This is a genomic window from Candidatus Thiosymbion oneisti (assembly GCF_004359955.1).
GTDB lineage: Bacteria > Pseudomonadota > Gammaproteobacteria > Chromatiales > Chromatiaceae > Thiosymbion > Thiosymbion oneisti.
The window spans coordinates 64,063-89,322 of the sequence record NZ_SMSC01000002.1; the positions used below are offsets into that span (position 1 = coordinate 64,063).

The 25,260-nt window shown below is 58.1% G+C and carries 22 protein-coding genes; 9 read left to right on the forward strand and 13 right to left on the reverse strand.

What is annotated here, in order from left to right; translation table 11 throughout:
• Positions 1 to 4: 4 nt before the first annotated feature.
• On the reverse strand, positions 5 to 3,199 hold the full coding sequence (locus E1958_RS01305; protein ID WP_133510265.1) for an N-6 DNA methylase: 3,195 nt from the start codon (positions 3,197 to 3,199) through the stop codon (positions 5 to 7).
• A gap of 304 nt (positions 3,200 to 3,503) precedes the next feature.
• Here E1958_RS01305 and E1958_RS01310 point away from each other — a divergent pair, with 304 nt between their 5' ends.
• On the forward strand, positions 3,504 to 4,439 hold the full coding sequence (locus E1958_RS01310; RefSeq protein ID WP_133510266.1) for an ABC transporter ATP-binding protein: 936 nt from the start codon (positions 3,504 to 3,506) through the stop codon (positions 4,437 to 4,439).
• The gene (locus tag E1958_RS01315) at positions 4,436 to 5,212 is read left to right on the forward strand and encodes an ABC transporter permease (protein WP_089728740.1); all 777 of its coding nucleotides are present in this window, start codon (positions 4,436 to 4,438) and stop codon (positions 5,210 to 5,212) included. Before E1958_RS01310 ends, E1958_RS01315 begins: the two co-directional genes overlap by 4 nt.
• A 139-nt stretch (positions 5,213 to 5,351) precedes the next feature.
• Here E1958_RS01315 and E1958_RS01320 read toward each other — a convergent pair whose 3' ends face one another.
• The 3 genes from E1958_RS01320 to E1958_RS01330 form a co-directional block, all read right to left on the reverse strand.
• Positions 5,352 to 6,770 carry a PhoH family protein gene (locus E1958_RS01320; RefSeq protein ID WP_133510267.1) on the reverse strand — a complete coding sequence of 473 codons (1,419 nt, stop codon included), beginning with the start codon at positions 6,768 to 6,770 and terminating at the stop codon, positions 5,352 to 5,354.
• 91 nt (positions 6,771 to 6,861) lie between these two features.
• Positions 6,862 to 7,332: a peroxiredoxin gene (locus E1958_RS01325; RefSeq protein WP_133510268.1), complete on the reverse strand. Its 471-nt coding sequence runs from the start codon at positions 7,330 to 7,332 to the stop codon at positions 6,862 to 6,864.
• A 298-nt stretch (positions 7,333 to 7,630) separates the two neighbouring features.
• Positions 7,631 to 8,170, reverse strand: a complete 540-nt coding sequence (locus tag E1958_RS01330; protein ID WP_133510269.1) for a glycine cleavage system transcriptional repressor — start codon at positions 8,168 to 8,170, stop codon at positions 7,631 to 7,633.
• Positions 8,171 to 8,212: 42 nt separating this feature from the next.
• Between E1958_RS01330 and E1958_RS20735 the strand changes: the two genes are divergently transcribed.
• From E1958_RS20735 to rsfS, 7 genes are all read left to right on the forward strand, one after another.
• Positions 8,213 to 8,452, forward strand: coding sequence for a hypothetical protein (locus E1958_RS20735; protein WP_208108557.1), 240 nt, complete (start codon positions 8,213 to 8,215; stop codon positions 8,450 to 8,452).
• 249 nt (positions 8,453 to 8,701) lie between these two features.
• Positions 8,702 to 9,577, forward strand: a complete 876-nt coding sequence (dapA, locus tag E1958_RS01345; RefSeq protein ID WP_133510270.1) for a 4-hydroxy-tetrahydrodipicolinate synthase — start codon at positions 8,702 to 8,704, stop codon at positions 9,575 to 9,577.
• Between the two features lie 221 nt (positions 9,578 to 9,798).
• Entirely contained in the window at positions 9,799 to 10,920 is a 1,122-nt protein-coding gene (gene bamC, locus E1958_RS01350; RefSeq protein ID WP_133510271.1) for an outer membrane protein assembly factor BamC, read from the forward strand.
• 1,199 nt (positions 10,921 to 12,119) lie between these two features.
• Positions 12,120 to 13,001 (forward strand): alpha/beta hydrolase, encoded by an 882-nt coding sequence (locus E1958_RS01355; protein WP_133510272.1) that lies wholly within the window; start codon positions 12,120 to 12,122, stop codon positions 12,999 to 13,001.
• Positions 12,982 to 13,404 (forward strand): hypothetical protein, encoded by a 423-nt coding sequence (locus tag E1958_RS01360; RefSeq protein ID WP_133510273.1) that lies wholly within the window; start codon positions 12,982 to 12,984, stop codon positions 13,402 to 13,404. The genes E1958_RS01355 and E1958_RS01360 overlap by 20 nt, the downstream gene beginning before the upstream one ends.
• Before the next feature lie 188 nt (positions 13,405 to 13,592).
• Positions 13,593 to 14,255, forward strand: coding sequence for a nicotinate-nucleotide adenylyltransferase (nadD, locus tag E1958_RS01365; protein WP_133510274.1), 663 nt, complete (start codon positions 13,593 to 13,595; stop codon positions 14,253 to 14,255).
• Positions 14,256 to 14,299: 44 nt separating this feature from the next.
• On the forward strand, positions 14,300 to 14,653 hold the full coding sequence (gene rsfS / locus E1958_RS01370; protein WP_089728035.1) for a ribosome silencing factor: 354 nt from the start codon (positions 14,300 to 14,302) through the stop codon (positions 14,651 to 14,653).
• Positions 14,654 to 14,815: 162 nt separating this feature from the next.
• On the opposite strand, the gene E1958_RS01375 is transcribed toward rsfS, so the two are convergent.
• The 9 genes from E1958_RS01375 to E1958_RS01415 all read right to left on the reverse strand — a co-directional run bounded on the left by E1958_RS01375 (position 14,816) and on the right by E1958_RS01415 (position 25,243).
• Positions 14,816 to 15,793 (reverse strand): patatin-like phospholipase family protein, encoded by a 978-nt coding sequence (locus E1958_RS01375; RefSeq protein WP_133510275.1) that lies wholly within the window; start codon positions 15,791 to 15,793, stop codon positions 14,816 to 14,818.
• Between the two features lie 189 nt (positions 15,794 to 15,982).
• On the reverse strand, positions 15,983 to 17,077 hold the full coding sequence (locus E1958_RS01380; protein ID WP_165742301.1) for an alpha/beta hydrolase: 1,095 nt from the start codon (positions 17,075 to 17,077) through the stop codon (positions 15,983 to 15,985).
• A gap of 25 nt (positions 17,078 to 17,102) precedes the next feature.
• The gene (locus E1958_RS01385) at positions 17,103 to 18,644 is read right to left on the reverse strand and encodes an acyl-CoA synthetase (protein ID WP_133510276.1); all 1,542 of its coding nucleotides are present in this window, start codon (positions 18,642 to 18,644) and stop codon (positions 17,103 to 17,105) included.
• 983 nt (positions 18,645 to 19,627) lie between these two features.
• Positions 19,628 to 20,515, reverse strand: coding sequence for an archaetidylserine decarboxylase (asd, locus tag E1958_RS01390; RefSeq protein ID WP_133510277.1), 888 nt, complete (start codon positions 20,513 to 20,515; stop codon positions 19,628 to 19,630).
• Positions 20,508 to 21,140: an SCO family protein gene (locus E1958_RS01395; RefSeq protein WP_133510278.1), complete on the reverse strand. Its 633-nt coding sequence runs from the start codon at positions 21,138 to 21,140 to the stop codon at positions 20,508 to 20,510. The genes asd and E1958_RS01395 overlap by 8 nt, the downstream gene beginning before the upstream one ends.
• Positions 21,141 to 21,646: 506 nt before the next feature.
• Positions 21,647 to 23,371 (reverse strand): GMC family oxidoreductase, encoded by a 1,725-nt coding sequence (locus tag E1958_RS01400; RefSeq protein ID WP_133510279.1) that lies wholly within the window; start codon positions 23,369 to 23,371, stop codon positions 21,647 to 21,649.
• Positions 23,372 to 23,818: 447 nt separating this feature from the next.
• On the reverse strand, positions 23,819 to 24,253 hold the full coding sequence (locus E1958_RS01405) for a hypothetical protein (protein WP_133510280.1): 435 nt from the start codon (positions 24,251 to 24,253) through the stop codon (positions 23,819 to 23,821).
• Positions 24,254 to 24,338: 85 nt separating this feature from the next.
• Positions 24,339 to 24,842, reverse strand: a complete 504-nt coding sequence (locus E1958_RS01410) for a hypothetical protein (RefSeq protein WP_133510281.1) — start codon at positions 24,840 to 24,842, stop codon at positions 24,339 to 24,341.
• Positions 24,842 to 25,243, reverse strand: coding sequence for a DUF6973 domain-containing protein (locus E1958_RS01415; RefSeq protein WP_207787857.1), 402 nt, complete (start codon positions 25,241 to 25,243; stop codon positions 24,842 to 24,844). The genes E1958_RS01410 and E1958_RS01415 overlap by 1 nt, the downstream gene beginning before the upstream one ends.
• Positions 25,244 to 25,260: the final 17 nt, after the last annotated feature.

Genomic DNA, 25,260 nt, shown 5'->3' on the forward strand with positions numbered 1-25,260 from the left:
CGCCTTATGTGCATACTTTTCTCACGTACTCCGTGAGCTGCTCTTCCATTTTATGTTGCAGAAACCTTTTATTCTTTGTCCCGTCACGGTCTGCGTGCGCGGCTTCTGAAATAACCGCGATGCGCTTGGAGGCCTCATTACCTGGATTGAATCGGGGAACATTCATATGCTCGAAAATGGTTGTGCCGATCTGCTTATCGAGAAGAAACCCACCAAGCCAAGTGCGCACGGGAAGAGAATTGAGGAACCCACAGAGATAATAGGCTTCGGTGGCGGTATCGAATGACGTAAAGTACAGCTTATGGTCGGGAATAATAAGCCTATTGGGTACGATCGAGCTTTTATCTTCGGACACAACCGAAGCACGAAATGACCCCGGTGCCTGCTGTTCCATCCAGACAACTTTGTAGGTACTAAAGGAGTAGTCTCCGACGCAATAGACTACATAGAAGGGTAGGTGCCTCTGATAGCGTTTGTAAGAGGAACGATTACGCAAGATACTTTCATAGTTCTTAAAATAGGAATAAGCAAGCGGATATTTGTCTGCAAAATCCTCTTCCGATTCCACCTTCTCATAGTGTTTGTTGGGAATAATCTGGTACCAACCATCAGTGCTCGAGCAGTAGCGTCCAAGATCACGTCCGCGTATAAGGGGAAACAAGAGATCGGCTTCGATCCATGCACCTGCAACAGGGTCGATGGTACGAGCGCGGGGTAATTCCTCCTCTGTCAGCGTTCGGATGAGGGCACGCTTCGTTTCGGAGGAGTACCTGAGCACCTTCACCCAATAAACACGTGCGCAATCCGAGATGGTTCCCCGGTGCGATGCGTTTAAGTACGGACTCTTTCCTCTGAGAAAGGCCGATTGTCTGAAGTGTGCCATGTCTCCGGTGAAGAAAGGCGTACCCCATTCACCGATAGGACAGGCCACGCCTTCCTCGATCTTGCACCTCTCGTAAACTTCGGAAAGCGGCATGGAAGGAGCGACACGGGCCTTTCCCCGCTGAGGTTTCCAAATCTTGCAGGTTGTCTTCTGAAACTGGGTATTGTGTGAAGGGTGTATTTTTTCGGCAATATAAACGGCTGTTTCGTTCGTTGCGTCAGGGAAAGGCTGTAGGTTGGTCATATCTTCAATCAGCGTTACCTTGAGGCCGGTATCTCCAGGTAAGCTGCCGATCCTGAAGCCACGTGCGGAGCTGCTTTTGAAGACCGTCCAAGTGATAAGAAAGGCAATCAGTCCACCATCCCGGAGCCAGTTGTCCGCGGCACTGAAAATAATTACCGTGGAAATGTCACTTTCAATACCACCCGAATATCCTCGACCGGATACGAGGCCATAGTAGTTACAAAAATTTTTAACACGATTACGGTATGTTTCCGGCAATCTGCTCCAGCGTACCCAAGGTGGATTTCCAATAATCAAATCAAATGGTGAAAAGCCATGAGGACTAAAGTTGTTCTTAATAATGCGACACCAGATCTTATCCCAATCATGGGACTCTAAGGATTCAATGACATCATAAAAACGGCGCAACCGCTCGACGACGTTATCAGAAAGATGAGGGGCAACTTGTTTATTCCGTTGGATTGTGCGTAAAAACCTGTCGAACGGTTGCTTTCGTAGGATGGCCTCTTCACATGCGAAAAGGACATGTCCAATAACCTGTGAATGCACAAGCTCCCATGGGATTTCAAGTACAAAATCTGCGACTTCGGTATCAAGGCGATATTCGAGATACCTGGAGCCGTCTCTGTCTTGTTTTTTAACGGGAACATTAATAGAATCAGCCAGATACACGGGTAATTCGATATCGTGGCCGAGATCGAAGACAAGATCATAGATGGAAAGAATATAGTTGGCGCGGGCAGAGATTACAGCAAGCGGGTTGAGATCAAGACCCTTGATATTAGCCAGGATTGTTTCCAGGGTTTCAAGCGCTGAAAGTCCTTCGGAAAAACAGATCTCCTTTAAGCGGATAATGGCTTCAACCAGAAAAGTTCCGGAGCCGCAGGCAGGATCGAGAACTTTCGTATGCAAGTCTCCTTGGTATCCCGCTTGGTTGAGCAGATGCTGTGCCAACCAGTCGGGCGTATAGTATTCACCGAGATCATGCCGAATTTGTTCATCTACAAGTGACGAATAAAACTCCTTCAACAGGTCTCGTTTTGCTTCCGGCAAAAGAATTGCGCTCGCTGGTTCAAATTGGAGGAATTCACGAGCGATCTCCCTTATGGCTGAGGCTAAAGGGTGTGATCGTTCATTCATATACCAGCTGAAAAAATCACCTTCGAGAAAATTGCTGATGCGATATCTCCGATAATACTCACCATTCTCTATGCGAGTCATCACAGCATAAAGGTCTTCGATTGTAGTCGTTGCTGTGACTTCTTCACATACGGAAAATGTATTGTGGGTTGAGATCGAGAGTAGCTCCGAAGTGACAATCTTGACCACCAGACTATAATAGCTGTGCACTGCAAAAAGGATATGTGAAGCATCCTTGGTTGCTATACCATTATCCACGGCCCATTGTTTAAGAGAAGGAAGTTGATCAAGGCCGTACATAGAAACCTGTTCAAACAATCTCTTCCATTCCCTGAATAGCATATTGGTCCTGTGTCGTGGCTTCGAGAGGTGGGAACACATCACGCGGATGAGTTCTTGGGCTACCTCGGATTCCTTGCCGAAAGCCGAGCTAAGAAGTTTCGCCGTTAAGGGCTTGCGTTGGAGTGATCGGAAAGCATGTACGAGAAAGAGCAATGTGCTTTCCGTAATCGGCAAGGGGCGCGACCACTGCCAAACTCGTGAATTAGAACGGCAGTATACAAGGGTAATTCCATCGCAGACATAACCGAACCATTGCCCACAAGCTACGGCATCCCTTTTATGACCTCCGGTGATGCGGTCAAGGTATCTCTCAATTTGTTGCTTTGCCCCCTGTAAACCCTTAACAGACGACAGGACTTTCGGGGCCTTGTAGTCATAGACGATGTGACCAAATACACCATCCGGACGATCGGCATCCACCTGAGAGAGGCCCATGCTTTTTAGTGTTTCATTTACATGAGGATTAAAATCGACGCCAAATTCAGCCAGGCACTCCTTTAATATCCGGTTGAACTCCCCTTCGAGCTTCGATTCGGAACGGGCCGTCCTTGCAATGTGCTCGATATCTTTAATGTATTCCGGTATCGGCATTGATTAATTTATCCTTTGGTGTGCGGTCAGGTTCGCTGGGTGGGGGGCAATGCCATTAAGTTAGCTGCTGACCGCTTGTCGTGGTCGATCAGGATGCGGAAGAGAAAACGACGAAGCGCGCGAATCGGCGCGAACAAGATCCCTCCCTTCGGTTCGGGATGACAATTTCGCGCGGATTCGCGTGATTCGTCGTTTCTCCTCTTGTTTGTTGACCAGTAACGCTTAACTTAATGGCATTGGGTTGAAAAGCATACCAGGGGCACCTAGTTTAACCGCTGCACCCGCTGTTATACTCGCCATTTCCATGCCCGCACTCGCCGTCAAAAAGCTCACCAAGGTCTACCGCAACGGCCATCAGGCCCTGAGAGGTGTGGATCTGACGGTGGACGAGGGTGACTTCTTCGCCCTCCTCGGACCCAACGGCGCCGGCAAGTCGACCCTGATCGGCATCGTCGCCTCCTTGGTCACCAAGACCGGGGGCGAGGTGCATGTCTTCGGCCACGATCTGGATCGGGAGCCGGAGCTGGTGAAGGCCAGCCTGGGCCTGGTGCCCCAGGAGTTCAATTTCAACCTGTTCCTCCCGGTCATCGAGGTGGTTATCAATCAGGCCGGCTACTATGGTATCCCGCGGCGCGAGGCCGAAGCGAGGGCGGAATACGCGCTGCGTCAGCTCGACCTCTGGGACCGACGGGGCTCGCAGATGCGGGTGCTGTCTGGCGGCATGAAACGACGCCTGATGATCGCCCGCGCGCTGGTACACCGGCCACGGCTGTTGATCCTGGACGAGCCCACCGCCGGGGTGGACATCGAGATCCGCCATGCCGTGTGGCGCTTCCTGCGCGAGCTCAATGCCGGCGGCACCACCATCATCCTCACTACCCATTATCTGGAGGAGGCAGAAAGCCTGTGCCGCAATATCGCTATCATCAACGACGGCCGGATCACGGAGAATGTGGATATGGGGGCCCTGCTCGGCAGATTGAAGACCCAAACCTTGGTACTCGATCTCAAGCGGCGGCCGACGCGGCTACCGCAGCGCGACGGATTCGTGCTCGAGCAGCGCGACGACCACACCCTGGAGGTGGAAGTAGCCGAGGACACCAGCATCAATGGTCTGTTCGAGGCCCTGTCGCACGCCGGCATCGAGGTCGTGGGCCTGCGCAACAAGCAGAACCGGCTCGAACAATTGTTCCTGACCCTGGTGGAAAACGACAGGGGCGGTAGGGACCTGCCGGCATGAATCGCTGGCGGCACTACCGGATCGCCTTCTCCACCATCCTGGTCAAGGAGATCCGGCGCTTCTCGCGGATCTGGGTGCAGACGGTGCTGCCCTCGGCCATTTCCACGACCCTTTACTTTGTGATCTTCGGCCGGCTCATCGGCGAACGCATCGGGCCCATGGGTGGCTTCGCTTATCTGGATTTCATCGTCCCCGGCCTGGTGCTGATGGCGGTCATCACCAATGCCTTCGCCAACGTGGTGGGTTCCTTCTATGCGAGCAAGTTCTCCCGCTATGTGGAGGAGCTGCTGATCGCCCCTGTTCCCAATTGGGTGATCCTGGCCGGCTTCGTCGCCGGCGGCGTCGCTCGGGGCCTGGTGGTCGGTGTCCTAGTGACCCTGGTGGCCTTGGTCTTTGCCCGGATCCAGATCCACAGCTATAGCATCACCATCCTGGTATTCATACTCACCGCCGTGTTGTTCGCCCTCGGGGGATTCATCAATGCCATCTATGCCAACAGCTTCGATGACGTCTCGATCATCCCCACCTTCGTGCTCACACCCCTGACCTATCTGGGGGGGGTCTTCTACTCGATCGAGCTCTTGCCGGCCTTTTGGCAGAACCTGTCCCTCGCCAATCCGGTGCTCTATATGGTCAACGCCTTCCGTTTCGGGTTGCTGGGGGTGAGCGACATCCCGGTGGGCGTGGCCTTCGCGATCATCCTGGGCTTTATCGCCGTGCTGACCCTCTACAGCCTCCACCTGCTGCGCCGCGGAGTCGGCATCAAGACCTGACACCTGACATCCGCGAGGATTCGCGTGATTCGTCGTTTCACGCTCGTTCCCACGCTGGAGCCTGGGGAGCCAGCCGAAAATCAATAGGTTAGTTTTTAGACAGCCTCTTAAACAATGGTATTGGCGGATATTCCGCCGGTTATAGACACTCGGATGCGAAATCCGCCAACCGCGAGCGTTCGCCGCGGATCAGGGTGATGTGTCCGCCGTGTGCCCAATCCTTGAAGCGGTCGACCACGTAGGTGAGTCCGGAGCTGGTCTCCGTGAGGTAGGGGGTGTCGATCTGGGAGATGTTGCCCAGGCAGACGATCTTGGTGCCGGGTCCGGCCCGGGTGATCAGCGTCTTCATCTGCTTGGCCGTGAGGTTCTGGGCCTCGTCCAGGATGATGTATTTGCGTAAGAAGGTGCGCCCGCGCATGAAGTTGAGGGAGGAGATGCGAATGCGGTTACGCAACAGATCATTGGTTGCCGCCCGGCCCCACTCACCGCCCTCCGTCTGGGTGAGTACCTCCAGGTTGTCCATGAGGGCCCCCATCCAGGGGGCCATCTTCTCCTCCTCGGTTCCGGGCAGGAAGCCGATGTCCTCCCCGACCGGCACCGTTTCCCGGGTCATGATGATCTCGCGGTAAAGATTGCGGTCCAGCACCTGGGATAGGCCGGCGGCCAGGGCCAGCAGGGTCTTACCGGTACCGGCGGCCCCGAGCAGGGTAACGAAGTCCAGCCCCGGGTCCATGAGCAGATTGAGGGCGAAATTCTGCTCCCGGTTGCGCGCGGTGATGCCCCATACGTTGTGCCGAGGCGAGCGGAAATCCTCGGCCAGCTCGATGATCGCCGCGGTGGGGGAAGGCTTCTCCCGCACGATGGCCTCGCAGCGCTCGTCTTCCTCGCAATAAAGGCACTGGCTCGGATACCAGTCGGCGATGTCCGGCCCCTTGATCTTGTAGAAGGTGCGGCCGGCCGCTTGCCAGGACTCCACGGCTTTGTCGTGACAGGTCCAAAAGCCCTCCGGCAGCTCCTCCTGCCCCGTGTAGAGCAGCGAAACGTCGTCCAGTACCTGGTCGTTGGCATAGTCTTCCGCCGGGATACCCAGAACCGCCGCCTTGATTCTCAGGTTGATGTCCTTGGAGACGATGATGACGGTGTGGTCCCGGTGGATCTTCTGGAGGGCTTGGGCGGTGCCCAGGATGTGGTTGTCGAGGTTGCTGCCCGGCAGTGACGCCGGGAGGTCGAGGTCCAATGGTGCGGTCTGGAAAAAGATGCGCCCGTTGGCTGCGGTCGTATGGGAGCCGCTGTTCTCGATAAACGGCGTAAGAGGCAGTCCGGCGGCGATTTTCTCCTGGTCGGCGCCGCTCATGAGTCCATCGAGAAAGCGGCTGACCTGGCGCACGTTCCGTGCCATCTCCGACATCCCTTTCTTGCCCTTATCGAGCTCCTCGAGCACGGCCATGGGCAGATAAATGTCGTGCTCATGGAAGCGGAATAGGGACGTGGGGTCGTGCATCAGCACGTTGGTGTCGAGGACGAAGAGGCGGGGCCTGTCATTATCGCGTTTGGTCATTTCCGAATCCCACCATGCCTCAGCGTCAATCGCGGTTCGAAACGCAGCATCGAAAGGCTCCTGACGGCCATCGACGGAGGGGGATTCGGACTCAGGGGTCCAGTTCCTCGGCGGCCGCGAGGACCTCATGCACGTGGCCCTTGACTTTCACCTTCCGCCATTGCCGACGCAGTACGCCCGTCTTGTCGATCAGAAAGGTGCTGCGTTCTACCCCCAAGTATTCCTTACCGAACATCTTCTTGGGCTTGATGACGTCGAACAGCTTGCACAAGGCCTCGTCCTGGTCGGAGACCAGGTCGAAAGGAAAGGCGTGCTTGGCCTTGAAGTTCTCCTGGGCCTTGAGTCCGTCCCGGGATGCGCCCAGGATCTTGGTGGCGGTCGCCGCGAAGGCATCAGCGGCGTCCCTGAAGTCCTGCCCCTCCGTCGTGCAACCGGGTGTGCTTGCCTTGGGATAGAAAAAGAGCACCAGGTTTTTGCCGCGAAAATCGGATAGCTGCAACCGCTTCTCGCCGGTGGTTGTCAGCACGATGTCGGGTGCTCTGTCGCCGATGGTTAGGCTCATTCGTGATCTCCTTAGATTGGTTTTTTCTCGTTCCCACGCGCCGCGTGGGAACGAGAGAAAGCGTCTTTTTAATCTCTGTGGGTCGAATTCCCCGCTGTTTGCGGCGAGAAAAAAGACTTCCATCCGATTGATACCCCGCCCCTTGGGGCGGGGAGGATTCATTCCGCAGATTACGCAGATTGTTTCGTTCTTAATCTGTGGAACTCTGCGTAATCTGTGGATAAAGAAAGTTCGGTACACCAAACCGCGCTAAATCATTCAGGATTGCTTTTAGCCGGGCAGCTTCCCAAATATCGCCTCACCCCTTCAGCGGCTCGAGTACGGCGTCCAGATTCAACCCATCACAGTAATCCGTGAACTCCTCGCGGAGCGTTGCGATGTGCATGTCCGCGGGGATGCCGATGGTGATGTGCACGGCGAACATCGGCGTTCCGGTATGTGCGGCGGCGTAGGTGCTGGTCGTCAGGTCTTCGATGTTGATGCCGCGCTCTGAGAAAAACCCGGCCAGGTTGTTGACGATGCCTGGGTGGTCCATGGCGATGACGTCCACTGCATAGGGCAACAGGTTGGCTTCGGCGGTTCGCTCCCCGGTACGCTTGGAGATGATGGTCATGCCCAATCGCCGCTCGAGCTCCGGCAATGCGTTCTCGATTTTGGCCAGGGTGTTCCACTTGCCCTGTACCAAAAGGATGGCCGCGAACTCTCCACCCAGGACGGTCATACGGCTGTCCTCGATGTTGCAACCCTGCTCGAGGATGGTCTTGGACAAGGTATCCACGATGCCGGGGTGATCCTCCCCCAGGGCGGAGAGCACGAGGTAGGTCTTCTGCGTGGGCATGGTCTTAAATCCCAATGAGTCTTGTCAGCGGTTGGATCGGACTTGAGTTTAGCATGGGCTCGGGCGCGCCTCGAAGCCCACGGCCGGGGAATGCAGCTGCCAGCTGCCAGCTACCAGCTACCAGCTACCAGCTACCAGCTACCAGCTGCCAGCTACCAGCTACCAGCTACCAGCTACCAGTCGCCAGCTGCCAGCTACCAGCGACGCGTTTCTACACCTACGGAGGAGAATCGCTGGCGACTGGTGACTGGTGACTGGCGACTGGTGACTGGTGACTGGTGACTGGCGACTGGTGACTGGTGACTGGTGACTGGCGACTGGTGACTGGCGACTGGTGACTGGCGACTGGTGACTGGCGACTGGTGACTGGTGACTGGTGACTGGCGACTGGTAGCTGGCGACTGGTAGCTGGCGACTGGTAGCTGGCGACTGGTAGCTGGCGACTGGTAGCTGGAAAAGCAGTTAGGTTGTGCTACCCGAGTCACGGCAAGATAATATGCCCTAATTTTCCCATCCCGGAGTCGCCTTGTTATGTTTCGCGGTAGCATCGTTGCCTTGATCACACCCATGCATGAAGATGGCCGGATCGACGAGGATTCCCTACGTCGGCTGGTCGATTTCCACGTGGAAGCTGGCACCTCGGCAATCGTTGCCGCCGGGACCACTGGAGAATCCGCGACCCTGGATGAGCAGGAGCATTGCGCGTTCGTGCGCAGCGTCGTGGAGTTCGCCGCGGGTCGCGTCCCGGTGATCGCAGGTACCGGTGCGAATTCCACCACCGAGGCCATCGCGCTGACCAATTGCGCGCAACGGGCCGGAGCGGCCGCAGCCTTGTTGGTCACACCCTATTACAACAAGCCGACCCAGGAGGGACTGTATCTGCACTTCAAGGCCATCGCCGAGGCCGTGGAGATGCCACAAATCCTGTACAACGTGCCCGGTCGGACGGCCTGTGATCTGCTGCCCCAGACCGCGGCGCGTTTGTCCCGGATTCCGAATATCGTGGGTATCAAAGAGGCGACCGGAGACCTGGAGCGGCTCGTCCGCTTGAAGTCACTGTGCGCGGAGGATTTTGACCTGCTCAGTGGTGACGATGCGACTGCCTGCGAGTTCATCTTGCAGGGTGGTCACGGGGATATCTCGGTGACCGCCAATGTTGCCCCCCGGCTCATGCAGCAGATGTGTGCCGCGGCCCTGTCCGGTCGGCGTGACGAGGCGCTGGCGATCAACGCCCGCCTCGATCCCCTGCACCGCGGTCTGTTCGTGCAGTCCAGCCCGATACCCGTGAAATGGGCGGTCGCTGAGATGGGGCTGTCAGCGCGGGGGATCAGATTGCCGCTGACCTGGCTGACGGCAGACGCGCAGCCCACCGTGCGAGCCGCCATGGAGCAGGCAGGCGTCATTTAGGGCGAGTGGCAAGCGGAGAACCTACCCTGAGTGCGGAGGGTAGGCCACGAAGCAGCGAACGACTTTGGACGTTAGACGAAAAGACAAGCAAGCGGGCGTGTGCTATGAATTATTCTTCAAGGAATTGCCCAAGGGGGGTGCCTTCGATGCGGTTTGCCGAAGGGCCTTGCGATAACAGAAGCGCAACCCCGATGCGGAACACGCTGGCCCTCGCGATTATTATGTTGAGTGTACTGCTGCTATCGGCATGCGGTAGTACACCGAATGTGGGCGACTATCTACCCGATCAACGCCTGCAATACAAGAAGCAACGCGAGGCGGCGGAGAATTTGGAGATTCCGCCGGACCTGACCGCCGGCAGCTTTGACGATGCCATGGACGTCCCGCCGCTCGATGGGGCCACCACCTACTCCGAGTATGTGGGCGAGCAATCGGCGCGGCGCCGGACCGCGGGCAGCGCCCAAGTGCTGCCGGAGGTGAAAGACGTCAAACTGCGCCGCGAGGGGAATAATCGCTGGCTCGAGATCGATGGCTCACCCCAACAGGTGTGGCCGAAGCTAATCAGCTTCTGGCGTTCTCAAGGTATCTTGCTGGTGGAGCAAGACCCGTCCACCGGCATCATGAAGACCGATTGGTTGGAGAATCGGGCCGAGATCCGTCGAGACTTCGTTACCAAACTACTGCGTAAGGTGGTGGATGGGCTCTATTCCACCTCCATACGCGATCAGTATCGCGTCCGTATCGAGCCGGGTCTAAGTGCCGGGATGACCGATCTGTATCTGACCCACCGGGCCATGGAGGAACATCTGCGCACCAGTGTGGCGGGCGGGGAAGCGTCGTCCGTCTGGGAGCCGGCCCCTGCGGATCCGGGCAAGGAGGTAACCATGTTGCGTCGGCTCATGGTCTACCTTGGTGCCTCCAAGCAACCGGAAAGCGAGCTGGCTGCGGCTAAGCAGCAGGCAACCAAACGCCCGAAATCGCGACTTGCCAAGGGTCCCGGCGGGGAGAGCCTGCTGATCATTTCCGATGAGTACCGACGGGCCTGGCGCCTGACCGGAGTGGCCTTGGATCGAGTCGGTTTCGCGGTGGAGGACCGGGACCGTATGCGTGGGGTCTACTATGTCCGATACGATGATCCGGCAAAAGGTGAGAGAAAAAAGAGTTGGGGATCGAGGCTCGCGTTCTGGCGTCGCGATGACGAAAAAGGGGTCGCCCAGTACCAGGTCAAGCTCATGGGCGACGGCACCCAGACCCGCGTCGTCGTGCGTGACCAGGTCGGCCAGCCCGCATCTTCCGCTACCGCAGAACGCATCTTACAGCTGTTGAGCGAACAAATCCGCTGATTCTCCGCGCCGCACGCGATGCGCTTTGTATCTTTCTCGTTCCCACGCGCTGCGTGGGAACGCCCAAGCTCCGCGCCGCGGAGTGTTTCAGAGATCCCATGAGCCATAGCCGCTCCGTTTCACTTTGACCGTGGCTCGGAAGGTTGGCCGGGATCCGGATGCTGCAGAGGATCCTGCCACGCGTCGGGAAGGCCCCCTGATATGTGGGGATTTCAAGCAGGCTTGATCCGGCCAGATCGGGCCTACCGAATGCGTTATCGGGTCTTCCCAAGCCTGAGCAGGCCCGATAATTGGCTCGGAAGGCTGGGGCTGATCCGATTGGGCCTGCCGAGGGTCCGGTCGAGGGCTGCCACGGGTCAGGGGACTTCTGTGATAAGATTAGTCTGGATCCGGCCAGCTCTATCTGCCGAATGCATTATCGGATCGAAGCCTGCTGGTGGCCCCGATGTAATTAGCTCTCTCGAAGACGGAATCGATCTCATCGGGTCTGCTGAAGTCCGGTCGAGGGCCGCCACGGGTCGGAGACCCTGTGATAAGTGGGATTGCTAGGCCTGATCAGGCCAGCTCTGGCCTGCCGCACGCGTTACCGCGGGTCTTCCCTTAAGCCCGAGCAGGCGCCCTGATAATTAGCTCGGAAGACTGACCGACCCCCATCAGGCCTGTCGAGGGTCCGGACCGGCCTTCACAATCACGGCCGGGCCGCTGGCGGGGATAAGGATCGCCAGTGGCTTCGCCGGCCTCGCCCCAGGACGGTAAAAAAACTCATCGCGCAGAGTTGAATGTCAACCGCCCAGGCGAGATCTTCGAGGGCCGACATGAAAAGAAAGAAAGCTGGATCGCTCTGGTTGGGACGTCAACGTCGTCCGGCGAGACAAGAAGCATACGAGACAGCCCAGATAACTGGGTTGCGGACAATGCTACCCTGAAAGCGAGGAGAGAGGATACCACCAGGTACGGACAATGATCGCGGCTTTGAAGGCAGTTCTTTAATTTCGCGCCTCGGTAATGCGACAATTACCGACACACCTGGCAGGTACAGCCAGCCGAGGATTGGGGCGAGGGGACGAACGAATCGCCTAACATTTAAGCTGCCAATCACATCCAGCCGACCCACAAAAGTGCCGCTTCGCTCTGCTTTTGTGGGTCGGCTGATGTGAAGCGTTAGGTGGCAGCAGCACAAGGGGCGCGGAGGAAGTTACATGCAAAAGCTTCGTCTGATTCTCACGTCGTTTATCCTCATCTCGATACTGATGACCGCCACTGTAGCCAAACCAGAAAATCTGGAGAAGAGCATCTGCGGGTCAATACAAGAACCTCTTATGTTCTTGCTGTGGAGCAGTGCCGCCGGCGAGCCGAGTACAGAAGTTGCTAATCACGTTCCAAACGCAGAACCGATATCGCACAAGACAAAGGACGGTCGTGTCTTGAGGGGCTACAAGCTAAGAAGCATGCACCCTGAGGGAACTGTTGTTGGCTCTGTCTTGGTAGCTCAAGGTAACGCAATGTTGGCTGATCAACTACTTTCCAGTCTAGCCAACTTTTCACAAGCAGGAATTGAGGCGTACATCTTCGACTATCGGGGTTACGGCAATTCAGAAGGAAAGCGCCGACTGAAGGCAATTGTAAATGACTACAAGGAAATCTTCGACAGCATCAATGGATCAACGCACGGCAGGCGATTTCTCTACGGCATATCTTTCGGTGGGATCGTTTTGCTAAATGTAGTTGGATCAGGCATCTCCTTCGATCGCGCCGTCATTGACTCGACGCCAAGCCGCGTCTCAAACGTGGGATGCCCGAAAGAGTACGATCCGGTGGTCAACTTCCCGAAAGATGGTTCCCGATTTCTAATGGTTGCCGGAGAACTCGACAAAGTTGTACCACTAAAGAATTCGCAGGAACTAAGAGACCTCGCAAAAACACGAGGGAGTCGCGTCGAAGTGCGAAGCGACTTTGCGCATCCATTTATGGACTCGAATATCCGAGTCCATCGAGCACGTATCGAACTCATCAGTTCATTTTTAGCGTCGTCGGATAGACGGGAGGAAAGGAGGTGGAATTTTGATCAGTTCAATAAGTAAGCTCCTTATTGTAATAAGTGCAGCAGCAATCTCCGGATTGGGTTGTGCGGCTACCCATAGTAGCGAAGCGGCAGATTGTGTTGAAAACATTCTTAATGTCGATATCATGCGGATAGATGAAACCAATCACCGCTTTTTTATTGTCGGCAATATGATAAAAGCTCTGGATATCAAAAACAATCTGGTTCAAATAAATAGATGTTTTGTTGGTACTCCGTGGAAAGATGATTGGGCCTTGAGTGTGTTTACGGAGGCCAAATTTGCGGGCTATAAAGATGAGGAGCATATTATTCCCTATCACAGCGATAATAGCTGGGCTAAGGCTTATACTATGGAATACGATCGCTTTACAAAGACCTTGACGATAAACCCGGCAACTGACTCGACGCAACTTATGCCCTAACTTTATATGACCGCCGTGTGAGGTTAGTCATCCCAACTAATGAAAATACCCAAGTTTCGGCATATTTTCACGGAAACATGTGGGAACCCTTGCCCCTCCCTCTTGTCGGATAGCGAGAAAGATTTGGGGCGCTTTAAGCACTTACCTTCATCGGTAATCGCACGGATGGAAACCCGAACGCGCGCGGCATGATCGGCATCTTCGGCGGCACCTTCGATCCGATCCACTTCGGCCACCTGCGCCCGGCCCTGGATATGCTCCAGGGTTTGCCGCTGCAAGAGATCCGCTTCGTTCCCCTGAGGACCGCCGTGCATCGGATGCAACCGGTGGCGACGGCCGCTCAGCGTCTCGCCATGGTGCGGGCGGCAGTGGAAGGCCAACCGGGGTTTGTCGCGGACCCGTGCGAGCTCCAACGCACCGGCAGCTCCTACTCCTACGACACCCTCGTGTCCTTACGCGCACAGTTCGGTCCCCAGCTCCCCATCTGCCTGTTGACGGGACTGGATGCCTTCGCAGAACTCCCGACCTGGTATCGCTGGGAGGACATCGCAGGTATGGCCCATTTAGTGATCATGCGCCGCCCCGGAGCGGACGCGGTGACGGATCCTGAGCTGCGGCGCTGGATGGAGCCGCGTCTGGCCACGGACCCCGCAGCACTAGCCCAGGTCCCCGGCGGCCTGATCCTGTGCCGGGACGTGACCCAGCTGGATATCTCCGCCACGGCCATCAGATCCCAGGTCGCGCAGGGCTTAAGTCCGCGCTTCCTGCTCCCCGCAAGCGTGCTGGCCTTCATCGAACGCGAGGGGCTGTATCGCCTACAAGCCCTTACTATCGACCTGAATGACCCTTAGAATCCTACGCTGTGCCTGAAATCCTTAAGTCCAGAGGAGATCCGATGCAGATAGAGCAACTGAAACGGCTGATCCTGAACGTCCTCGGCGACATGAAGGCCCGGGACGTCTCGGTTATGGATGTGCGTAACAAGACCACGGTGACCGACTTTATGATTGTGGCTTCCGGCACCTCGGAACGTCACGTCAAGGCGCTGGCCGAGACGGTCGCCTTCCGCGCCAAGGATGCGGGAGAGCCTCCCCTGGGCACTGAGGGGGTGCGGGAGGGTGAATGGGCCCTGGTGGACCTCAACGGTCTAGTGGTCCATATCATGTTGCCCAAGGTGCGCGACTTTTATAACCTCGAACGCCTCTGGTCGGCGCCCGCGCTGGTAGCATCCGAGGCAGCCGTGCGCTAGCACTTAAGTTTTGATTGATATTGCGAATTCATAGCCGCTGGTTGGCTCTCACCTTCCAGCGTCAAAGCCAGCAGCATCAATCGAAACGGAGCAGCGGCATTCAAAGCCCTCCAGCAGCGGAGTACAAGAAATTTTTTAGGTCGGTTGCCCTGGGGCACGCGTCTATGTCAAACGATTGGCCGATAGCTCCGCCATATCGTTTTTTCCAAGCTCGAAGTACTTTTTCTGGATCGTACTGTCCTTCAAGGAGATGGTCATGCTCTCCAGATTCTTGGGACTCAATACATGGACCGGCTTGCGATAGTAGGTCTTCCCGTCGAGCTCGAGGGAGGTCTTGTCGAGTGCTTCGAGCATGCGGTTGATGCGATTGGCCTCCGTAAAGACCTTGATATTGGGTAGGCTCAGCTGGATGTCGCTCACTAGGAGATACATGTCGATGCTGTTCAACGGCAAGGTGAACACCTGGGTCGCATACAGCTTCTTGAGCGCGTCGTGGTAATCATAGTCGGTAAAATCGACGGCGATGATCTCATCCACTTCCGGATCTTCGAACATGGTCCTCAAGGGGGTGTTGTCCAGGTATCCGCCTTCCAGATAGAAATCGCCGTCGATCTCGACCGCCTTGAAATAAGGGATAGTAGTGATGCCGGCCAGAAATACGTCCATGAAGCGGTCCAGCGTACCCGGATTGATTGCGGACAGGATGTCATTGATTCGGAAAGACCTCCCCTCACGTTTCGTCAGGTTGGTGGTGAAGACATCCCAGCTCACGGCAGCCAGATTTCCGCTCAGGATCTCCTGTCTTGCGGGTTGGTCCAGGGTCAGGGAATTGCGGCAACTGTCCTTGTCGACGGTGAACAGGTGAGAGCCGTTGGGGAGCAGAGAAGGCCGCAGACCCAGAAAGTTCTTGAAGACATGAAAGATGTCTCCCACACTCAAGCGCATGGTCCGGGTAAGGACCGGCGGCAGCTCCTCTTTCTCCTGATCCCAGAGGAGGTAATCCAGGGCGATATTGTTCCCCGAGCTGGTGGAGGCGATATGGGATACCGAGACCCCATTCTGCCGTAACCAGACCAGCGCCCCTTCCGTATAAAAACTTCTGTAACCGCCGCCGGAGGCGACAAAACCGTATTTTTTCATGACTGTTTCTACCTTGTTTGTTATCCGGATTGTCTACCGGGTGTCTTGAAAAAGGCCCGTTATGGATTCCGAACGGCTACCCGGAAATCGGCGTAAACACCTGCTGACCTTGACCTATCGGTTCAAACATGGTTTCCCGGATTGGCGGTGGGCATTAAGCGGTTTCTATCAAACGACACACCAACTACCTTACGTCCGCGGGGTCTCCAAATGGGGATGAAAGATCCGATTGAACTCGGGTAGCTTCTCGATGAAGGGGACATGACCGGTGTCTTGGATCACCACCTCCTCATAGGCGCCGCCGGCGGCCCGATAACGCTCCAACACGGCTCGGGTCTGGCCCAGCATGGGCTGAGGCGGAAAGACCTCGGCCCCCGGCCAGCCGGGAATCTGTCCCGCGGCCCCGAGTGCCCCCGGGCAGGAGGCCGCCGCATCGGAGACCGCCAGGTCATGGCTACCGCGTATCCAGAGTATGGGAGGTTTCGGCTCGATCCTGTACAGGCCCTCCAGGTCACCGGCATACTTGGGCGATGCGGCATTCGCCATACCCCAGCGACCGGGCGCCTTGAACGGCCAGTTCGGGGACTCGACGCTGTCTCCCGGCAGATCCTCAGGTCCGATGTGGGTCCGGAGGGTGGCCGCCACCAGGTCGTCTTCGCGGGCCGGGATGAAGGGCGGCTTGTAGACCAGCATCCGCAGCACGGCGCGCGGAGAGAATGCATTGTCAAGGCCAGCGTCACCGGCCTCGACCAGGCGCAGAAACTCAGGGTTGGCCAAACCGCCGCCGGAACCGGCGAAATCCTCCCAGCAGGGGGTGCCCTGTACGTCCTTGGTGCCGCCGAAACCATAGGGAGAGCCTGGGTTGACCAAGGTCACCGTCAAGAGGCGTTCGCTCGCCGCCATCAGCAGTCGCCAGGTCACCGAGCCCCCCATGGAGTTTCCCACCAGGTGGGCCTGCGCCACCCCCAAATGGTCGAGTAAGGCCAAGGCATCGTCCGCCAGATCGCCCATGCCCCGGGTCGCGTCGATCTTTTTATTCGGGTCCGCCGCGCCGAAACCGCGCTGGTCCGGCGCAATTCCTCGATAGCCCCCAGGCCGATAGGTGCCGGGCAGACTCAGCATCACCTCCTCCCACCAGGTAGCGGAGGTGACATTGCCGTGCAGGAACAGGACCGGGGTCCCGGTCTCGGGGCCGGTAAACAGGACGCGGGTGGTGATCCGGGCGGTGGTGACCGTCTGCGCGACGACACCGGCCAAGGTTGGAATAGACGTTGGAATCGACAAGCCGGCTGTTTACCGAGGCAGAACCTCAGCCCTCCTTTAAATTCAAATAACGTTGCCTGAGCTCCGCCTTTTGCACCTTGCCGTAGGGCGAGTAGGGCAAGGCGTCGGCAAAGACTACGCGTTTGGGGATCTTGTAGCGCGCCAGGTGATCCGCACAGGTCCGGAGTACGGATTCCGCGGCGGGTGCTGTGCCCTCCCGCGCCACCACGACCACCAGCCCTACCTCCCCGAACTTTGCATCGGGCGCGCCGATGAGTGCCGCCTCCGCGATCTCCGGGTGCTCCAGGACGGCGGCCTCGACCTCGGCGGCGTAGATGTTCTCGCCGCCGCTGATGATCATGTCTTTAAAACGGCCGACGATAAAATAGAAGCCGTCTTCATCGCGCCGCGCCATGTCCCCGGTGTGAAACCAGCCGTCGCGGATGGCCTCGGAGGTAGCCTCCGGGTTTTTCCAATATCCCGAGCAGACGTGAGGACCACGGATCAGAAGCTCCCCGACCTCGCCCACGGGTCGCTCTTCGCCGGACTCGTCGACGATGCGCATCTCGCTGTGAAAGATCGGCTTCCCTACCGATCCGCTCTTGGGGACGGATTCCGCGTCCGTCATGCTGAAGCAATTGGGACCCACCTCCGTGAGCCCGTATCCCTGGCGAAACACCACACCCTTTTGCTCCCGCCAGACCTTCATGATGGCCTCGGGACAAGGCGCCCCGCCGCTGATGAACCAGCGCACCCGGCTGAAATCCGCCGCCGCGAACCGCGGCGACTTCATCCACATTTGGAAGATGGTCGGCACCCCGAGGATGACGGTGCAGCCTTCCTGTTCGATGACCCGCAAGGATTCCTCGACCTCCAGGCCGCGGGCCAGGATGATCTTGCCGCCGAGGTAGAACAAGGGCGTCAGGAAGGCGAACAGACCACCGGCATGAAACAGGGGAACGAACACCGGCGAGACATCCTGCTCCGAAAGTCCCCAGCTGGCCGCAGTGTTGATGCAATTGAAGAACACCTGGCGGTGCGGGATCACTGCCCCTTTCGGCTGCCCGGTGGTACCAGAGGTGTAGAGGAGGCAGTAGGGGTCCTCGGCGTCCAGCCCCGATGGCCGCGTCGGTTCCGTCTCCGGTGCCGCCGCCAGGCCCGTATCATAATCCAGGGCCCCGTCGATAGCGGCGCCCTCCAGCGCGACGCAGGTACCCAGGTCCACCTGGGCCCGCAATGATGCCAAGGTACCTGCAAATTCGGGCCCGCACAACAACGCCTTGGGCCGACTGTCGTTGACGATATAGGCCAACTCCCGCGCCGCCAACCGCCAGTTCAGGGGCGCCAACAGGGCCCCGATCTTGCCCACGGCATAGAACAGATCACAGTAGACCACACTGTTGTGGGCCAGGATCGATACCCGGTCCCCCTTTTCCACTCCAAGGCGGTTGCGCAGAAAATGGGCGAGACGATTGGCGCGGGCATTGAGATCGGCGAAGCTATAGCGATGCCCGGTCGCCAGCTCCACCAACGCCTCCCGCTCCGGCGTCAGCAAGGCACGATGGCTCAGTAGATCGGCTGCGTGCATGAGGACAGTCGGCTCCCAGGTGATCCCCTAGTTCCAATATGGTAACTTCCCCCGCAGGTTTTGGCATCCCCATTAGGGAGGGTGTCGCAAAACGGTGGTGTCAGCTGCCAGCCTGTGAAGTTTAAACCACAGAGGACACAGAGAACGCAGAGAATTGGCTTATGCTCTTCTCTGCGTCCTCTGTGGTTCGAAAGAACTTTTGCGACACCCTCGGCGGGAGAGGGTTGGGGAGGACCGTAGGGCGGGAAAGCGCAGCGTATTCCGCCGTAACGCTGGGAACGCCGGCATCCTGCCGGCCAGGATTTGTCGGCAAGAGGCTGTTCCGACCCACCTTCTCCGCAGCGCGGAGCTTCCACGTCCCCACGCGGCACGTGGGGACGAGAAGCTGTTTTCATGTGTCAAATGGTTGCAACATCCTGGTCCGCACAGCGGACCCTACAATCGATCAAGGCTCTTTATGGATTCCGGACTGCCAACGATCATGGAAGGGTACCACCGGACGTTTTGGAATGCGGCGGCAACCTGACCCCGATGCTTACCGGAACCTACAGCGCCAAGCATAAGCGGGGGGCGGCCAAGTGGCACCATCCTGCCGCCGCTTTGGATTTAGCGATGTATCCGTTCCCAACAAGGGTGTTGTGGCCAGGGGAAAGCGCCGTCGCCGCGGCGCGGATGGAACCTAAGGGCCCGGATTCCCGGCAAACACTGCTGGTATCCCCCATGACTGAGGTTCGATGCGGCCGCGCCGCTTTGCCGGCGCACTCCAAAGCAGTCCGGAATCCATAAAGAGCCTCGATCAATTGGTTAGTGTAGGGTCCGCTGTGCGGACCTTCTATCCGCTGTGCGGACCTTCTAAAGGTCAACACGACCCAGGAATCATGCAAGCCGGCACGAACCGATTTTTGCGTGGATTCGCGTGATTCGTCGTTTTCCTTCATACGGGGTAAGGGTTGATCGATCAATAGGCATTCTCATATCTCCGGTCACTCCGGGGCGTACTCACGGATCCGTCCGATTCGCTGCCCCATGCGCAGGCGAGCACCGGGTTTGAGTCCTGGGTCCCATGTGATCCTGCCCGGTCCGAAGAGCAGAATGACGGTGGAGCCCATGTTGAAGCGCCCCATCTCCGCGCCCTTGTCTAAACGGATGACCGTCTCTCCCTCGTGGGCCGGACCGGGCCTACGGATGCCGGTGGGCGTGACCTGACCCGCCCATACGGTCTCCATGCTGCCGACGAAGATGGCCCCTACCAGGATCAGGGCCATGGGGCCGCATCCGGTCTCGAACAGGCAGGGTACCCGCTCGTTGCGGCCGAACAATCGTGGCACCAGGGCCGTGGTGACCGGGTTGACGCTGAACAGCCGTCCGGGGACATGGATCATCTCCCCCAGGGTGGCATCCACGGGCATGTGTACCCGGTGGTAGTCCCGGGGGGAGAGATAGATAGTAGCGAATACCCCGCCGTCGAACCTTTGGGCCCAGTCCTGACGCCCCCCCAGCAGCTCCGGGAGTGAGCAGTCATATCCCTTGGCCTGAAAGACGCGGCCGCCGTCGATGGTGCCGAGCTGGCTCAGGGTCCCGTCCGCCGGGCAGGCCACGGCGTCTTCCTGCATGGCGATGGGGCGGGCGTCCTGCCGCAGGGGGCGGGTAAAGAAGGCGTTGAAGCTGGCATAGGCCCTGGGGTCGGGCTCTCGGGCCTCGGTCATGTCCACCCCATAGTAGCGGACGACGGTGCCGATGAGCAGGTCCTTGACCGGTCGCCAGCGGACCCTGGTGGCCCGCAACATGAGGGCCGAGAGTAGGTGATGGGGCAACAGGTACTGGATACCCACGTAGAGGCGGTGATACCAGCGCAGTGGTCTGTCAATCATGATCGGGGCTCAGGGTCTCGTCATGGGCGGCGATGGCGGCCAGGTCAGAGGCGATGGATGCAGGCGTTTGGGCGCTCGGAAACAGGGCCAACAGTCGACCCGAGGGTCCGATCAGGTAGCCGGGAATCGCTTGGGCCGCGGCTGGGGTAGTTGCCTGCACCGGCATTCCCAGGGCCGTCCGCAGGCGTTGCATCTCTCCGGCCGTGCCCGACAGGGGCCTAAGCACCGGAGACAAGCGGTCGAAGTCCAACGCCGGGGTCGAATCCTCAGGCTGGGTCGCAAGTACGAGCAGAAGCCGCTCCTGGAGGTCGGGATTGTCCGCTAGGCGGTTGTGTATCTCGATCATGCGCGTGACCGCTGGCTGGCCGAGGGCTTGGTTTGGATCGTCGAAGGATAGCAGGGTCCAGTGCCCCACCAAATGCTCGGTGGTGAAGGGCTGCCCGGCTGTGTCTCGGAGTGTGAACTCGGGAAGCAGGCGGGCCGGTCGGATCAGGACCCCTTCGATTGCGAGGGGAGTCGAAGTGGCGCGCTGGTATTGGTTTCCCCAGTAGTAGCCCACCAGGAACAGACCGATGGCCGCGACGGCCAGGGCCAGCCGGGCCAGGATTCCTCGAGGGACCTGCATCTTTGCAAATGAGTCGAGTTTATGCCCTGCACGAAAAAGCGCGTGTGGGATTAGTTTCGTTTCTCCCTCTCCCCAACCCTCTCCCGGCGGGAGAGGGGGTATAGCGGTCAGTGCTGCTTGGTCATGTTACAACTTAGACATTAACCACTACCAAAAATTCATGCCTCGTCGGTCTGAGGCTAAGAGGCTGTCTAAAAAATCCTTTATACCCCTTGTGGCTTGGTGTCTTGGTGTGATGCAGAAGAAACGGGAGATCAGGTTATTCCGTTTCCGCCCGCAACCGCCCACCGACGGGCTTTTGCGACACCCTCTCAAGGGAGAGGGCTTTGGGGCCGGTGGAATTCGTGTCCATTCATGTTCATCCGTGGTTCTCTTTCCGGTTGTTATCCTCACCCCAACCTACCGATTTAAAATCAATAGGTTAGTTTTTAGACAGCCTCTAAGCCTTGTTAGGAGTCTGCTGCTGCGTGGATCACGGATCGGCACGGCCGCTACGAACGCCCAAGTCAGACCGACTCCCGGCCCGTGCCGTCACCCGCCCGTTTCGGCCCGCCCAGCTGGGCGACGATCCGGTCGGCGACCCGGAAGGCATTGGCGTAGATGGTCCAGGTGTAGGGCACGCTGCCGCCGGTGGGCATGAAGCTGCCGTCGGTGACGAACAGGTTTTCCACCTCATGGGCGCGGCAATCCCGATCGAGCACCGAGGTCGCCGGGTCGTCGCCGAAGCGGCAGGTGCCGGCAACCAGATTGGTGGGCGGGGCGCCGGAGGCGAAGTGCAGTACGTCCTCGGCCCCCATCCGCTTCAGCACTTCCGCCCCCTTGGTAGTCAGATACCAGCCGACCTCGAGGTTCCGGACGTGAAAACCGGTACGGATGCGCGCTACCGGCAGTCCCCACTTGTCCTTGAGCTTGGGGTCGAGACGGACGAAGCAATCGTCGACCGGCATCCAATCGCAGAAGGCCTCCACCTTGATGTAGATACCGTCGCGGAAGTGGGACTCCAGCCGGCGCTTGAGCGGCAGGCCCCAGCGCAGTCCGTCCGGGCCCTGGGCCTGATCGTGGGCGCGGGCGATGGGTGCCGGGTGCCGGTGCACGAAGTCGATGGTGCCCCCCTTGGCCGGTGGGCCGAACTTGGGATCGTCGATCCGGTACCAATCCTGCAACGCCCGGTTGACGAAGGTACGCGAGTCCTTGAGTGTCGCCGCCTGAGCCTCCGGGAGCCGGGCATAGACCAGCCGCCCCGAGGCCGCGCCGCCCCCGGCGAAGAGCAGGTTGCGCCCGATTTGGCCGCTGCCGTTGGCGAGCCCTCGCGGATGGCGGGGGCCGACGGAGCCGAGCAGCAGCCGCGCGCTCTCGATGGCCTGACAGGCTACCACGTAGATGCCGGCATCGAGTCGCTGGAGGCGCCCACGCCGGTCGTAATACTCCACCCCCGTCAGCCGACCGGAGGGATCGCTCACCAACCGGCTGACCATGGCGTGGGGACGGATCTCGCAGCGGCCCGTGGCTACCGCCTGGTCGAGCAGCGCGGCGCGGGAGCTGCCCTTGGCGCCGGTGGAGCAACCGGTGCTGCCGCAGCGCCCGCCGTTATAGGAGCAGCCGCCCCGCCCCTTGGCGGCATAGGGCAAAATGGCCCGCGGGGTAGGAAAGGGGTGATAGCCGAGCCCGGTGGCCGCCTGGTCGATCAGGCCCGCGAGCGGATGCTCGGCGAGCGGCGGAAAGGGGAAATCCGGTCGGCTGCGCGGCTCCAGATACGGATGGGGCGTGACCCGCCCGGAGACCCCTACTTCCTCTTCGACCCGACTATAGTAGGGCTCCAGGTCCTCGTAGGTGATGGGCCAATCGACCGGATTGGCGCCCGCGACCGGGCCGAAGAGCTCGCGCAGGCGGAAGTCCATCGGCTTCAGGCGATGAAAATAGCCGCTCATGAAGTTGCTGGAGCCGCCGACGCAGTTGCCGTTCCAGAAGGTCCAGGCCGAGCGGTAGGTGCTGCTCTCCTGCCACCCGCCCTGATCGTCCTCGGTCTCCACGATCTGGGGCTCGTGGCGCGGGTCCGGGGTGTAGATCCAACGCCGGCAACAGGTCAGCTCGTCCTTGCATAGGTCCTGCTCCCGGAACCAGGGCCCCTTCTCCAAGACGACCACCGAGTAGCCGGCGCGGGCGAGGGTCAAGGCCACGGGACCGCCCCCGGCCCCGCTGCCGATGACACAGACATCGAAATCCTGGTTCATGAGTGACTATTCAAATCAGTACCCAAAGAATGCAGACAGCTGGATTGTGGTTATGAGAGAGATGTCTTTTTAGCCGCAAATGAACGCGAATTAACGCGAATCGGTTGCAAAAGATCACGATATCTTTTCTGTCCGCAGATGACGCAGATTTTCACAGATTATTTCGTTTTGGGTCTGCGAGAATCTGCGTAATCTGCGGATAGATTGAAGCTACCGAATCATTTTCCCATACTCAATCTGAATCTTGGCAGCTCCGCTTTCGGCCGCCAATGAATGCGAATCAACACAGATCGGAGCCGATTTAATTTGCGTCCATTTGCGGCTAAAAAACGAGCCAGGGGCTGTTGACATTTAATAAACAGTGGAGTTGGCAATGTCACTTGTCAATAATTATTATCTGTTGCTTTTCTTTTCTGAAAATCGGTTGTGACCTTTCTCGCGCTACGCTTAGTAATGAGCTAATATCCAAAATTCTTTTTCGTCCACACCAATACCGGCACAGGTAATCGTATCAGATATTACTCTGGATAAAGAAATATTACCGATATTGGAGATTTTTATGGCCTGCAGCTGACTGCCACAGTCCTTCCTTGATTGTGTTAAAGGGAAATCAGGCATATTTCCGACTGAAGTTCCTACCACAAGCAGCACGTAAGAAAGTATATCCTTATAATATTCGATTCGTATTTCTTCAGAATTGCTTTTCTTGATAAAGAAACAGTTCCGATTCAACGCCAGATTCGACTTTTTACCATTGACCTCGATACTGCAATTTTCCGTGTTCAGCAAAATAGTTTTATTTTTTATCCTGATTGCTTCGGTATCTGCGCATGCACAAGTGCTCAGCATTATTGAGAGTATTGAGATTATTAATTTTTCCATCGCTATTGCATGGGTTAACAACCCCTTTTATAGCCGGATGATTAACCCATCAGGGTGCTGATTCGCTCTTCCCGCGGAATGGTAGCTACGGCGAGTTTACCGGCGGGGCGGCTGGAATCAGCAATATCCAGGGTTCGCCGCGATCAACCTCGGCCACACGAAATATTGCAGTCTCGGGCGTGAGCGACGCCAACACACCACTCTCGCTCAGATCGCCGAGATTGCGGGGCAGGAGGGTCCACTCCGTTACCTTCCCGGCGCGCAGAAATACCAGGAGGCAGACATCGTCACGCCGCTCGATCGCAACGGCCCCGGAAGGGACGGAGGTACCGAGCGTCCGCTCGACCAGGGCGCGCGGTGTGTAGGGCGGAAAGACAGCGACGCGATCCCACGTAAACGAGGTTACATCAACCAAGCGTAACGGCCTTGTATCGGCGAGACGAGCCTGCACCGTCGCCCCAATCTGTTGCAGGAGGTCGGCGTTGACGTCACCGCAACCGGCGCTCAGACTGCTGCACAGCATCAAGGCAAAAAGCCGGCAAACGTACCCGTTGCCGAGTCGTGCGAGGCCACTCGAGCCGACAAGCATCACAAGATCCTCAGGCGGCCAGCATTCAGCGCGGCAACGCACGCATTAGCAATCCGCTTGTCGCTACTGCGCCGGTAGATCTTTCCGATCTCACGGCCCACCGCATTATTGTGCAGATCCATTTTCTTCTCGCGTGCCGGCTGTCCCGCGCGCTCCTCGTGTGCATCGGCAAACGCCTTCGCAAGTTCGGCGTTTACCGCCTTCACCATCAGTGCATTCCAGTAGCAGTGCCGAAAGGCGTCACCACGTCTATTGTGGAGGCCTGGTCCAGGAAACCGACGCTGCGCTTCTTCGGATGCCTTCTCCGCCGCCTTCCTGAAGGCCCACGCTGCAAAGGGGTATGATGCGATGAAGTCCCGTTCGGCCTTTGTCAACTGTTTGTAGTCGTTATGGATACCCATCGCGGTAATTCCCCAAA